General features: G+C 70.4%; 13 protein-coding genes. 5 read left to right on the plus strand and 8 right to left on the minus strand.

Annotated elements, in window-relative coordinates:
- Window positions 1-3 precede the first annotated feature (3 nt).
- The 4 genes from ABZU76_RS24670 to ABZU76_RS24685 form a co-directional block, all read right to left on the minus strand.
- Window positions 4-1434, minus strand: coding sequence for an ABC transporter permease (locus ABZU76_RS24670; RefSeq protein ID WP_354873473.1), 1431 nt, complete (start codon window positions 1432-1434; stop codon window positions 4-6).
- A gap of 20 nt (window positions 1435-1454) precedes the next feature.
- Complete coding sequence (locus tag ABZU76_RS24675; RefSeq protein ID WP_354873475.1) at window positions 1455-2228, minus strand: ATP-binding cassette domain-containing protein; 774 nt, start codon at window positions 2226-2228, stop codon at window positions 1455-1457.
- 97 nt (window positions 2229-2325) lie between these two features.
- Window positions 2326-3465, minus strand: a complete 1140-nt coding sequence (locus tag ABZU76_RS24680; protein ID WP_354873477.1) for a substrate-binding domain-containing protein — start codon at window positions 3463-3465, stop codon at window positions 2326-2328.
- A gap of 427 nt (window positions 3466-3892) precedes the next feature.
- Entirely contained in the window at window positions 3893-5641 is a 1749-nt protein-coding gene (locus tag ABZU76_RS24685; protein ID WP_354873478.1) for a DEAD/DEAH box helicase, read from the minus strand.
- Between the two features lie 225 nt (window positions 5642-5866).
- Between ABZU76_RS24685 and ABZU76_RS24690 the strand changes: the two genes are divergently transcribed.
- Window positions 5867-7000, plus strand: coding sequence for a YihY/virulence factor BrkB family protein (locus ABZU76_RS24690; RefSeq protein ID WP_354873480.1), 1134 nt, complete (start codon window positions 5867-5869; stop codon window positions 6998-7000).
- A gap of 42 nt (window positions 7001-7042) precedes the next feature.
- Here ABZU76_RS24690 and ABZU76_RS24695 read toward each other — a convergent pair whose 3' ends face one another.
- On the minus strand, window positions 7043-7882 hold the full coding sequence (locus ABZU76_RS24695; protein ID WP_354873482.1) for a hypothetical protein: 840 nt from the start codon (window positions 7880-7882) through the stop codon (window positions 7043-7045).
- Between the two features lie 160 nt (window positions 7883-8042).
- Window positions 8043-8285: a DUF3039 domain-containing protein gene (locus tag ABZU76_RS24700; RefSeq protein ID WP_220238317.1), complete on the minus strand. Its 243-nt coding sequence runs from the start codon at window positions 8283-8285 to the stop codon at window positions 8043-8045.
- Window positions 8286-8388: 103 nt separating this feature from the next.
- On the opposite strand from ABZU76_RS24700, the gene ABZU76_RS24705 reads away from it, so the two are divergent.
- The 4 genes from ABZU76_RS24705 to ABZU76_RS24720 are packed head-to-tail and all read left to right on the plus strand — an operon-like array spanning window position 8389 to window position 11317.
- On the plus strand, window positions 8389-8883 hold the full coding sequence (locus ABZU76_RS24705) for a pyridoxamine 5'-phosphate oxidase family protein (protein ID WP_354873484.1): 495 nt from the start codon (window positions 8389-8391) through the stop codon (window positions 8881-8883).
- Window positions 8880-9527 (plus strand): hypothetical protein, encoded by a 648-nt coding sequence (locus ABZU76_RS24710; protein ID WP_354873486.1) that lies wholly within the window; start codon window positions 8880-8882, stop codon window positions 9525-9527. Before ABZU76_RS24705 ends, ABZU76_RS24710 begins: the two co-directional genes overlap by 4 nt.
- Before the next feature lie 9 nt (window positions 9528-9536).
- Entirely contained in the window at window positions 9537-10451 is a 915-nt protein-coding gene (locus ABZU76_RS24715) for a pseudouridine-5'-phosphate glycosidase (RefSeq protein ID WP_354873488.1), read from the plus strand.
- Window positions 10448-11317, plus strand: coding sequence for a carbohydrate kinase family protein (locus ABZU76_RS24720; protein ID WP_354873490.1), 870 nt, complete (start codon window positions 10448-10450; stop codon window positions 11315-11317). Before ABZU76_RS24715 ends, ABZU76_RS24720 begins: the two co-directional genes overlap by 4 nt.
- Window positions 11318-11374: 57 nt before the next feature.
- Here ABZU76_RS24720 and ABZU76_RS24725 read toward each other — a convergent pair whose 3' ends face one another.
- Together ABZU76_RS24725 and ABZU76_RS24730 are read right to left on the minus strand one after the other, a co-directional pair.
- Window positions 11375-11701, minus strand: a complete 327-nt coding sequence (locus ABZU76_RS24725) for a DUF3099 domain-containing protein (RefSeq protein WP_354873492.1) — start codon at window positions 11699-11701, stop codon at window positions 11375-11377.
- A 40-nt stretch (window positions 11702-11741) separates the two neighbouring features.
- Window positions 11742-13025, minus strand: coding sequence for an amidohydrolase (locus ABZU76_RS24730; protein ID WP_354873494.1), 1284 nt, complete (start codon window positions 13023-13025; stop codon window positions 11742-11744).
- Window positions 13026-13039: the final 14 nt, after the last annotated feature.

The raw sequence follows: 13039 nt of genomic DNA on the forward strand, positions 1-13039 counted from the left end.
GCGTCAGCGTGCCGACGCAGCCGCTCGGCGCCGCGACAGCGCGTCGACCGTGGCCGCGAGCAGCAGAACGAGACCGGTGACGATGTTCACCACGGCGGCGGTCTGCTGGAGCAGGCCCAGGCCGTTGTTCACGATCGCCAGCACGGCACCACCGATCACCGCGTCGATGACCCGGCCCTTGCCGCCGAACAGCGACGTGCCACCGATGACCGCCGCGCCCACCGCGAACAGCAGCGTGTTGAGGCCACCGGACTGCGGGTTGACCGAGCCGATCTTCGACGAGTACACGATCGCGCCGATCGCCGCGAACGTCGAGCTGATCACGAACACGCTGGTGCGCAGCTTCGGCACGTTGATACCGGCGCGGCGGGCCGCTTCCTGGTTGCCACCGACGGCGTAGAGGTGCCGGCCGTAGCGCGTGCGGTTGAGCACGTAGGTGCCCGCGACGAGCAGCGCCAGCACGATCGGGACGACGTAGGGGACGCCCTCGATCACCACGAGGTTGTTGGACGAGCGGTTGACGGTGAGCAAGTAGGTCGCGATTCCCGCGATCACCGCGACCAGGCCGACCTTGAACAGCACGATCGGCGTCGGCTGCACCACGAGACCGCGCTTGAGCCGCGAGAAGTGCTGCCCCAGAGCCACGAGCGCGTAACCACCCGCCGCGACGATGAAGAGGATCCAGCTGCCCAGCACCGACAGGTTCCCGTTGGCCACCGCGTTCAGCGTCTGGCTCGTGCTGATCGGCAGCGTGCCGCCCTCACCGATGAACTGCAGGATCACGCCCTGCCACACGATGAACAGCGCCAGGGTCACGACGAACGACGGCATGCCGATCTTCGAGACGAGGAAACCGGTGATGCAGCCGATGGCCGTGCCGGTGCAGATCGCGATCAGCATCTCGAGCCACGCGTTCACCGGGACACCGATGAGGATCACCACGATGCCGATCCCCGCCACCACCGCCCCGGCCCAGATCCGCTGCAGCACGGCCAGGATCACGGCGAGCGCGAGCACGGCGATGAACGTGATGAACACGCCGCTGCCCATGGTGCCCAGCAGGTTCCCGTTGTGCACGTAGTGCAGCGCCATCAGCGAGGCGCACACGCCGGAAGCGGTACCGGCCGACAGGTCGATCTCGCCGAGCAGCAGCACGAACACGATGCCCATCGCGATGATGGTCTGGCCCGCACCCTGCGCGAGCAGGTTCGCGATGTTGCGAAGCGTGAAGAAGTCACTCGAGAGGGCGCTGAAGAGGATCGCCAGGACGATCACGCCGAGCACGGCCGGGACCGAGCCGAGCTGGCCGTCCTTCATCCGCGCGAAGTAGTCCTTGATCGCCTCGCCCGTCGACATCGACGTGGTGTCGATACCGAAGTCGGCGATCGCGTTCGCCTGGTCCGGCTGCGGGACCTTGGCTGGGGTCTCAGTCATCTGCGATTCTTTCTCGTTGCTCAGAGCACGACGGCTTCGGGGCGGGCCAAGCCGAGATCGCCCGACCGGCCGGCGGTGATGAGTTCGACCACCTGGTTCGTGGTCACATCCTTGGTCTGGACCTCGGCGACGAGCCGGCCCAGGTACAGCACGTCGATGCGGTCGGCGACCTCGAAGACGTCGGCCATGTTGTGGCTGATCAGCACCACGCCGAGACCCTGCTCCGCGAGCCGGCGGACCAGGTCCAGCACCTGCCGGGTCTGTGCGACACCGAGGGCGGCGGTCGGCTCGTCGAGGATCACGACCTTGCTGTTCCACAGCACCGACTTGGCGATCGCGACCGTCTGGCGCTGACCACCGGAGAGCGCGGAGACGGGCGTGCGCACGGACTTCACCGTGCGCACCGACAGGGAGGCCAGCGTTTCGCGCGCGGCCTTCTCCATGCTGGCCTCGTCGAGCAGCCACTGGCTGCCGCGCTCGCGGCCGAGGAACATGTTCTGGACGATGTCGAGGTTGTCGGCCAGCGCGAGGTCCTGGTACACGACCTCGATGCCGAGATCGGCCGCGTCCTTCGGGCTGTGGATGTGGACGTCCTGGCCGTTGAACCGCACGGTTCCCGTGTCGTACGGGTGGATGCCGGCGATGCACTTGACCATCGTCGACTTGCCGGCGCCGTTGTCGCCGACGAGCGCGGTCACTTCACCCGCCCGCACGGCGAAGTCCACGTCGTGGAGGACGTGGACCGGGCCGAAGCTCTTGTTCAGACCTTTGATGTCGAGAATGGGCTCGCTCATGGGGTTCGCATATCTCTCGCGTGGGTACCGGGCCGGGATGCGTTGTCGGGGAACGCATCCCGGCCCGGCTGTTTTGGGGGTGTGCTACTCAGTCAGCTCAGGAGATGCCGTACTGGGTGCACTTGGCGGCGAGGTCGCCGGTGCAGATGTCCGACGCCTTGACGTAGCCCTGCTGGACCACGGTCTTGATGTCGTTGACGGTGATCAGCTCCGGCGTGAGCAGAACGGACTTGAGGTCGCGGTTGTTCTGCGGGTCGTGCAGCGTGCCGGTCGCGATCGCGTCGGCGGCGGCCTTGTCATTCTTGGCCAGAGCGGCGGCCAGCTTCGCGGTGTTCTCGGCCTCCTGCTTGATCGGCTTGAAGATCGTCAGCGTCTGGTCGCCGCGCAGGATGGCCTGCAGGCCGGCCGCGGTCGAGTCCTGGCCGGTGACCGGGACCTTGCCGTTGAGGCCGTTCTTCTGCAGCACGGTGATGACCGCGCCGGCCAGCTCGTCGTTCGCCGCCACGACGCCGTCGACCTTGCCGCCGGCCGAGGTGAAGATCTGCTCGAAGGTCGTGCCGCCGAGCTGCGGGTCCCAGTCGTTGATGGCCTGCTTGCGGACGAGCTTCAGCGCGCCCGAGGCGTACAGCGGCTTGAGGACCTTGTCGTGGCCGTCGCCGAACAACGTGGCGTTGTTGTCCGTCGGAGCGCCCTCGATCTGGACGACCGAGGCACCCGGCTTGTTCTTCAGGGCGTCGACCATGCCCTGCGCCTGGATCTCGCCGACCTTCTCGTTGTCGAACGAGACGTAGTAGTCGGCCGAACCGCCGAGGCTCGGGCGGTCGTAGTCGATGACCGGGATGCCCGCGGTCTTCGCCTTGGCCTCGATCGCGGCACCGACGGCCGGGTCGGACGGGGCGATGACCAGGACCTTCACGCCCTGGCTGATGAAGCCGTCGGCCAGGGTCGAGAACTTCTGGTTGTCACCCTGGGCGTTCTGGATGTCGGCGGTGAAGCCCTGGGCCTGGAGAGCGGCCTGGAGCATCGGCTTGTCGAACGCCTCCCACCGGGCGGAGGTGGCGGTCTCGGGCAGGATCACGCCGACCTTGCCGTTCGCGCCGCCGCCGGCGGGGGCGGAGGCCGAGCCGGAGGCGGAGCTGTCCCCCGTGCCCCCGGAGTTCGAGTTGGCACCGCACGCGGTCAGCACCAGGCCGGCGCTCACCGTGGCGGCAAGGAGGGTAAGGGTTCTGCTGCGCATCCTCGTTCCTTCCGGATCATGCTCGCGGGGCGGTGATCCGGAAGACCCGGCGCACCGACGCGCATATGTTGTGGCCGACAACATATGCCGCTGAGCAGCTTCGCGGAAGATAGCTGGATCGATTAAATGACACCAATTGGACACGGTTTCGCAACACGGCCCGACCACAGCCCGGAAAGGGTAAATCCACTGACGGAGTGATCGCCAGTGCGCACCGAGCGTGACGAGATCGACTTCGCTGACTCTTCGTGAGCCCCACGCCTCAACGGGGTCGCCCACACACGCTCAGTCGACTGTGCCACGCCGTCCACTTCACCCCAATGTGGCGTTGGTTGCGTTCAACGCACCGAACGCCACATTGGGTGCGTTGAACGCAACCAACGCCGCATTGGGGTTTTTGGGTGGATCGGAGGCGAGGGAGCGAGCCTCACCAGGAACGGAGCGTGACGATCCGCTCTTCGAGCTGCTCCACGGTCGCCATGGCGGTCGGCGGGCCGCCGCACACCCTGCGTAGCTCGTTGTGGATCGCGCCGTGGGCCTTCTTCGTGCGGTGGTGGTAGACGCCGACCAGCGCGTTGAGCTCCTTGCGCAGCGAGCCGAGGCGCTCGCTCACCGACTGGTGCCTCGCGGGTGCCGGAGCAGCCTTCTCGGCCTCGGGCTTGCGGCGCTTCTCGTCGGAGAGCTGCTCCTCCTGCCGCTTGCGCAGCAGGGCGCGGACCTGGTCCGGTTCGAGCAGCCCGGGCAGGCCGAGGTACTCCTGCTCCTCGTCGGAGCCGGAGAAGACGGCGGTCCCGAACGAGTTACCGTCGTAAATCACCTGATCGAGCTCGGCCGACGCGCCGAGCGAGGTGAACGCCTTCTCCTCTTCGCCCGGTTCGTCCTCCGTGCGGTTGGCCTGGGCGAGCAGCTCGTCGTCCCAGCCGTCCTTCTCGCGGTGGGGCTTGCCGAGCACGTGGTCGCGCTGCGCCTCCAGCTCGCTGGCGAGCTCCAGCAGCACGGGCACGCTGGGCAGGAAGACGCTCGCCGTCTCGCCCTTCTTGCGGGCCCGCACGTAGCGGCCGATCGCCTGGGCGAAGAACAGCGGGGTCGAGGCGCTCGTGGCGTACACGCCGACCGCCAGCCGCGGCACGTCGACGCCTTCGGAGACCATGCGGACCGCGACGATCCAGCGGTCGGTGGACTCGGAGAACTCCTTGATGCGGCCCGAGGCCTTCGGGTCGTCCGAGAGCACCAGCGTGGGCGTCTGGCCCGAAAGACGCTCCAGGATCTTCGCGTACGCACGCGCCGATTCCTGGTCGGTGGCGATGACCAGCCCGCCCGCGTCGGGCACGCTCTGGCGCACCTGTGACAGGCGCGTGTCGGCCGCCTGCAGCACCGAGGGGATCCACTCGCCCGACGGATCGAGCGCCGTGCGCCAGGCCCGCGCGTTCTGCTCTGCGGTCAGCGGCTCGCCAAGGCGCGCCGTGAACTCCTCCCCCGCGCTCGTGCGCCAGGAGGCTTCGCCGGAGTAGGCGAGGAAGACCACGGGCCGGACCACGCCGTCGGCGAGCGCGTCGGCGTAGCCGTAGCTGTGGTCGGACTTGCTGCGCTGGAAGCCGCCCTCGTCGGGCTCGTAGGTGACGAACGGGATGGCCGAGTCGTCGCTGCGAAACGGGGTCCCGGTGAGCGCCAGGCGCCGCACGGCGGGCATGAACGCCTCACGCGTCGCATCCCCCCACGACTTCGCGTCGCCGGCGTGGTGCACCTCGTCGAGGATCACCAGGGTCTTGCGATTCTCCGTGCGCACGCGGTGCAGCGTCGGGTGCGCGGCCACCTGCGCGTAGGTCACGGCGACGCCGCGGTAGTCCGACGACGTGACACCGGTGGTGTTGCGGAAGTTCGAGTCGATGTCGATGCCCGCCGCCGCGGCCGCGCCCGCCCACTGGTGCTTGAGGTGCTCGGTCGGCGTGACGATCGTGACGGCCTCGATGGTGCGGTCCGACAGCAGCTCGGCGGCGATGCGGAGACCGAACACGGTCTTGCCGGCGCCGGGCGTCGCGACCGCGAGGAAGTCCTTCGGCTTGCTCGAGAGGTACTTCGTGAGCGCCCGGCGCTGCCACGCGCGCAGCGGCCGCGCGGTGGTGTCCTGCTCGGCGGGTGGTGCCCCGAGGACCCCCTGCGTCGTCGTCTCGGACAACCTCGCTCACCCCCTCCCCAGGCCGCGAGTCGCGGCCGTGACGTGCGAAAACCCCCACTGTGGTACCGGCTTCGACGCCGGCGACTGCGGTGAGGGCACTTCGGGCAGCTTACCTTCCGGGCCCCGCGGCGCCCGGCACCGCCACGGGTGATGTCCCCCGACACGCCCGGGGAGGGGACCCGCGACGAGCCAAATTCCCGCGAATGGACCATGCTGGGACCCACCATGGGTGAGGTGAGACCGGACGCCGAGGCGGCGACGGCGACGAAGACGGCACGCAAAGGGCCGTGGCGCCTCATCACGCGCACCTTCGCCAAGGCCTGGGACGGCAACATCTTCTCCGAGGCCGCCGAAGCCGCGTTCTGGCAGACGCTCTCGCTCCCACCCCTGCTGCTCGGGTTGCTGGGCAGCCTCGGCTTCGTCGGCGAGTGGTTCGGCCAGGGCGTGGTCGCGGCCGTGCACGACCGCATCATCACCTTCAGCCGCACCATCTTCAGCACCAACGCGGTGCAGGAGATCATCGAGCCGACGGTGAACAGCATCCTCACGGTCGGCAAGGGCGAGATCGTGTCGGTGGGCTTCGTCATCTCGCTGTGGGCGGGCTCGTCGGCGATGTCGTCGTTCGTCGACGCCATCACCGTGGCCCACGACCAGTACGGCGTGCGCAACGAGGTGTGGCAACGGATCTTCGCGCTCCTGCTGTACCTGTGCGGGCTCGTGATCCTCGTCGTCGGGCTGCCGCTGCTGGCGATCGGGCCGGACCTGCTGCCGGAGTTCTTCCCCGTCGCCTGGCGAGACACGGTGTCGGCGTGGGTCGGCACGCTCTACTACCCCGTGCTCGGCGTGATGATCGTGCTGGCGCTGACCACGCTGTACAAGCTGTCGCTGCCGCGGCGGCTGCCCTGGCACCGCGGGCTGCCCGGCGCGGTGCTCGCGATGCTCGTGTTCCTGGTCTCCAGCATCGGGTTGCGCATCTATCTCAACTGGATCACCAAGACCGGCTACACCTACGGTGCGCTCGCCGCGCCGATCGCGTTCCTGCTGCTGATGTTCTTCATCGGCCTGGCCGTGGTCGGCGGCGCGTACTTCAACAGCGCGATCCAGGAACTGTGGCCCGCCAAGGCGACCCGGCGCCAGCGCCGCAAGTGGCGCCGGCTCGAGATGGAGCGGGCCAACGAGCGGATGCGGGCCGAGGAGGGGCGCACGCTCTGGGACCGCACCACGATCCCGTTGCGGCGCCCCAAACGCACTGCGGACTCCGAACCCGAAGAGTCGCACGAGGAAGCGGTTCCGGACGAGGACGCGGCGGGCGAGCTGCCCGACCGGTCCGGTCACGACGCCGTGCGCAAGCTGCCGTGAAGGGCACCCCGGCTCCGTAGCGGTGCCCCTGACGGACTTCGGTCACCGCTGCTGGAACCGCCAGGTCTTGCTGTCCACGGCGATGCAGACGCTCGGCGACATCACGATCACGCGCAGGGTGCTGTCGCGCTCGTCGAAGTCGATCCCCTCGACCTCGAAGGTGCCGCCGCACCCGCTCTGCAGCGGCAGCTGGCCCAGTGACGTCACGTGGCCGGTCACGTCGGAGCCGGACAGCGGCGCGTCGAGGTCGACCTGCAGGAGCGGTTTCGTGGTGCCGAAGAGGCTGCCGTCGGGGTCGTCGGAGGCGCACATCAGGCGCGTGGCCGTGACGAAGTCGCAGCCCTGCACGTCGCGGACCTGGTGGTCGAGGCGGATCGCGGAGGCGTAGGGCAGGTTCTGCGACGGGTCGGTGAAGGCGACGCCGGGCATGGGGTGCACGAGGAGGCGGTCCATCGTGCCCCACTCGCCGGCCACCAGCCAGCGCGCGTCGGGCGAGACGGCGGCGAAGGAGTTGTTGCTCGCCTCCCACGGCTCCAGCGCGTGCTTGTAGTCGGTCTGCGTGCCGTCGGGCGCCTGCACGCGGAAGAGCTTCGCGCCGCGGTCGTCGCGCTGGTAGGGCTCCACGTACCAGCCCTGCGCCGAGCCCGGGTCGCCGACGTGGTTCCAGCCCTGCACGGCCAGCCCGACGTCGACCGTGGCGACGCCGGTGTAGCGGATGGTGGTGCCCGACGGGCGGACGATCGTGGCGAGGCCTTGGCTCTCGTCGAGCGGGCGGGCGCGGTCGGACCCGACGGCGGTCCACCCGGTGACGGCCTGGGCGAGGCCCGGCACGGCTGCCGCGAGCACCAAGACGAGGGCGAGGACGATCCCGGTTCTGCGCATGTGGAGGTCTCCTGCTGTGGGAAAGGAACTGGCGGGATCGAAGATCTACCAGTTCTTTCCCGGCTCCACAGCCACCGGGTGAATGATTTTCACGTTTGTTCGCCCGGGCGTGCCTGAGCGGCCACGCCCGGGGCGGGTCGTCGGGACCTGCTCGTGGTGCCTACTTGTCCTTGCCGGGGCGAAGGCCGTCGTAGATCTCCTTGCAGGCCGGGCAGACCGGGGAACCCGGCTTGGGCGACTTCGTGACCGGGAAGACCTCGCCGCAGAGCGCCACCACGTGCGTGCCCATGACCGCGCTCTCGGCGATCTTGTTCTTGCGCACGTAGTGGAACATCTTCGGGGAGTCGTCGTCGGTCGACTCGGTGCTGTCGGTCTCCGGCTTCGTCAGCGTCTCGGTGCTCACGCGTCCATCATGCCTCAGTCGCGCGGGTGCCGGAATCACCGGCCGCGGGACTATCGTCGGTGCCCGAGGAGCGCCGAGGGCACCGGACGGCGGGAGCCGCGTCATGGACGGACCGATCGCGACCAGGCCGCACATGCCGGGCTACGGCATCGCACCCGCTTCGGCCGGGCTGCTGCCGTGGCGCTGGGCCGACGAGCGGCTGTGCACCTCCCACGACTACTGGCTCGCCACCGTCACGCCCGCGGGCCTCCCCCACCTCATGCCCGTGTGGGCCGTGTGGACCGGCGAGGTGCTGTGGTTCTCCTCGTCGCTGCGCTCGGTGAAGGCGCGCAACGTCGCGGCCGGCTCGGCCGTGTCCGTCGCGACGGAGGACCCCGAAGAGCCGGTGGTGGTCAGTGGCCCGGCCGAGCTCGTCGCCGACGCGAAGGAGATCCGCGAATTCCTCGACGCGATGAACGCCAAGTACGAGACGGCGTACGGGATCGACTTCCTCGACCCGGCCGTGAACGCGTCCGTGCGGGTGCGGCCCGAGACGGTGTTCGCCTTGCGGGAGAAGGACTTCACGACTTCCCCGACGCGCTGGGAGTTCACGCCGTGACGGCCTGGGGCGCCGCGGTCGCGCACGTGGGCGGAGACGAGGACGTGGCCCGCGAAGCCTGGCGCGAGCTCGAAGCACGCTACGGCGAACGACACCGCCACTACCACGACCTCGCCCACGCCACGGCCGTCGCGCGCGACGGTGCGCGGCTGGCCGCCGAAGCCGGACTCGGCCCCGACGAGTGCGCCGCCGTCGCGCTGGCCGCGTGGGCGCACGACGTGGTCTACGACGCCGTGCCAGGCGAGGACGAACGCGCGAGCGCCGCCTGGCTGTGCCACTGGCTCACCCGGGCGGGCGCCGGCGCGCACCACGTCGAGCGCGCCGAGGCCCTCGTGCTCGCCACCGCGGCCCACGAAGCACCGGAAGACGACGAAGCGGCCACCGCCCTGCTCGACGCCGACCTCGCCATCCTCGGCGCCACGCCCGCGGTCTACGCCGGGTACGCCACCGCCGTCCGCCGCGAGTACGCGAAGTACGACGACCCGGCCTGGGCCGCCGGGCGCGCCGCGGTGCTGGCGAACCTGCTGGCCCGGCCCGTGCTGTACCGCAGCGAAACCGCGCGGGCACGCTGGGAGACGGCCGCGCGGCGCAACCTGGCGGCCGAGCTGACCCGCTGGCGGGAGCACGCCGGCGATCACCGATGATGTCCGTCCGTGACCACACAACTCTTCCTCCACGAGAAGGTCGCCTCGGCGTTGCGTGACGGCCACCCCGTCGTCGCCCTCGAGAGCACCATCCTGTCGCACGGGCTGCCCCACCCCCGCAACCTCGACGTCGCCCACCGCCTCGAGCAGGTCGTGCGCGACGGCGGCGCCGTGCCGGCCACGATCGCCGTGCTCGACGGGCGTCCGGTGATCGGCTTGTCGCCCGCCGAACTGGAGCGCGTGTGCGCGCCCGGCGCCGGGCTGGACAAGCTCTCGCTGCGCGACCTCGGCCCGGCCGTCGGACTCGGCCGCTCGGGCGCGACCACCGTGGCCGGCACGTCGGCGCTGGCCGCCGCGGCCGGGATCGACGTCTTCGCCACCGGCGGCCTCGGCGGGGTGCACCTCGGCGCGGCGCAGAGCTGGGACGTCTCGGCGGACCTCGGTGTGCTCGCGAAGGTGCCGACGGTCGTGGTGTGCTCCGGCGTGAAGTCGGTGCTCGACATCGCGGCGACGCTGGAAGTGCTGGAGACCAACTCCGTACCGGTGCTCGGCTACCGAACCGACGAGTTCCCCGCGTTCTACCGGCGCTCGTCGGGCCACCCGGTCGGCTGGCGCGTGGACGACGCGAAGGAAGCCGCCGCCGTGATCGCCGCGCACCGCGCGTACGCGAATTCCGGTGTGCTGCTGACGAACCCGATCCCGGAAGAGTCCGAAATGGACCGCGAGGTGCACGACCGGCTGCTGGCCGACGGGCTCGCGAAGCTGCGCGAAGGCGGCGTGCACGGCTCCGACGTGACACCCGTGCTGCTGGAGCATTTCCACACCGCGAGCGGCGGCGTGAGCATCGACGCCAACGAAGCCCTGGTGCTCAACAACGCCAAGCTCGCCACCGAGGTCGCCGTCGCATTGGCGGTGCGCGCGTGAGCGGCATCGTGGTGGTCGGCGACGCCGGCCTCGACGTGGTCGCCCGCCACGACGAACCGCTCCCCCACGGCGGCGACGCCCGCGCGCAGATCCGCTTCACCGGCGGCGGCGCGGGCGCGAACACCGCGCTGTGGCTGCGTTCCCTGGGCGCCGACACCACGCTGGTGGCCCGCATCGGCGACGACTCGGGCGGCCGGCTGATCAAGGCCGAACTGGAGGCGACGGGCGTGCGCTGCGCGTTCGCGGTCGACCCCGAGGCGGCCACGTGCTGCGTCGTCGTGATGGTGGACGCCGAAGGACAGCGCAGCATGCTCGCCGACCGCGGCGCGAACAAGCGGTTCCGGCCCGAGGACGTGACGCCCGAGGCGCTGGCCGGCGCGAGTCACCTGCACCTGTCGGGCTATGTGCTGCTCGACCCGTCGTCGCGGCCCGCGGGCCTCGCGGCACTGGCGGCGGCCAAGGAAGCCGGGCTCACCACGTCGGTCGACCCGCAGGCGGCGGCGCACATCCACGACCCGGCCGCGTTCCTCGACGACGTGCGCGGCACCGACCTGCTGATGCCCAACACCGAGGAACTGGTGGCGCTCACGGGTTCGGCCGATCCGCTGTCGGCCAAGGAACTGCTCGGCACGGTCGGAGCGGTCGTCGTGACGGCCGGCCTCGGCGGCGCCGCCTGGGTCGACGCCCACGGCGTGACCACCGTGCCCGCGGTCGAAGCCGAGTGCGTGGACTCCACGGGCGCGGGCGACGCGTTCGACGCGGGCGTGCTCACCACCTGGCTCGCCGGCCAGTCCACTGTGGACGTCCTGCGCTCGGGGACGCGGCTGGGCGCGCTGGCCGTGAGCCGCCTCGGCCCCCAGCCCTGAGCCTGAAACCCGTGGGTGCTGCCGGCGAGAACCGGCGGCAGCACCCACGAGCGGGCTTCAGCCGTCGATCACCCGGTGTTCGCGATTCTCGATCTGCTTCGCCTCCCGCTCGTAGCGGTTGACGTTCTGTGTCTTGCGCGGCGGCCGGTCGTTGGCGATCAGCACCGCGATCCACGGCAGCGGCACGGAGATCACGAGGAACGTGACCGCCAGCCACCACGTGTGGTAGGTCAGCCCGGCCAGGATCAGGCACGGAATGCGGCACACCATCATGATGGTGTACTTCTTCTTCCGTGCGGCCAGCTGATCGTCGTAGGACGGTTCTGCCTCGGTGATCAGCACCGGGGCCGGGCGGGGATCGGAACCTCGGGCGGGCTCGTTCACAGCACCACCTCCACGTCTTCCATGCTCCCACTCCGGGCCGTCATCCGACACCCGGGTGGGACATCCGTGACAACGCGGCGACGACGAGTGTCTCCACGCCCGCGCGCAGCGTCGGGTGCAGGATCGGCGCGAAGCGCGGCGAGTGGTTCGACGGGATGTCGCTCTCGAACCGCCCCTCGGTCATCGCCGTGATCACCTCCTGCGGCTCGAGGCCCCCGACCAGCCAGAACACCGACGGGACCCCGGCCGCCGCGCCGAACTCGCCGAAGTCCTCGCTGCCCGTCACGAGCGGCGCCGGCAGCACGGTGCCCTCGTCGAAGTGCCCGCGGAACACCTCGGTGAGCTGGTCGGAAGCGGTCTCGTCGTTCGAGGTCGCCGGGTAGGAGTTGAGCAGCTCGATCGTCGGCGGCTTCGGCGCGTTCGCGCCCACGGCCTCGGCGTTCACGATGCGCTCGATGGCCGCGCGCAGCCGCAGCAGCACCCCGTCGCCGAAGGCGCGGGTGTTGACTTCGAGCACGGCGTCGTCGGCGATGACGTTGCCGACCGAGCCGACGTGCAGCGAGCCGACGGTGACCACCGCCGGCTCGGTGGCCGCGACCTCACGGGAGACCACCGTCTGCAGCTTCAGCACCACCGACGCCGCCATCACGGCCGGGTCGACGGTGGTCTCGGGCCTCGAGCCGTGGCCGCCGCGCCCGTGCAGCGTGATGCGCAGCGTATCGGAGGCCGCCATGAGCACACCCGGCCTGGTGAGGACCCAGCCGGCCGGACCGGGTACGAGGTGCTGGCCGAAGACCACGTCGGGGCGCCCGGCGAGGTCGAACAGCCCGTCGGCGATCATTTCGGAGGCGCCGCCGTTTCCCTCTTCCGCGGGCTGGAACACGACCAGCAACGTCCCTGACCAGTCCTGGCGCGCGGCGGCGAGCAGGCTCGCGGCGCCCGACAGCCAGGTGGCGTGCATGTCGTGCCCGCAGGCGTGCATCACGGGCACGTCGTTGCCCGACTCGTCGACGCCGCGCGCGGTGCTCGCGTACTCGAGGCCGGTCTTCTCCTCGACCGGCAGCGCGTCGATGTCGGCGCGCAGCATCACCGTGGGGCCTTCGCCGTTGCGCAGCACGCCGACGACGCCGGTTCGGCCGACGCCGGGGTGGACCTCGAACCCGTCGGCCTCGAGCCGGCGCGCCAGCTCGGCCGCGGTGCGGGTCTCGGCGAACGCCAGCTCGGGGTGGCGGTGGAAGTCGACGTAGAGCGCCTCCAGGCCGGGCAAGGCCGCGGCGAGCGGGGCGAGGACACGTTCGACGGGATGGGAGGTCACGGAACCCATCGTGGCAGGCTTAC

This window comes from Amycolatopsis sp. NPDC005232, from assembly GCF_040607795.1.
Lineage (GTDB): Bacteria > Actinomycetota > Actinomycetes > Mycobacteriales > Pseudonocardiaceae > Amycolatopsis.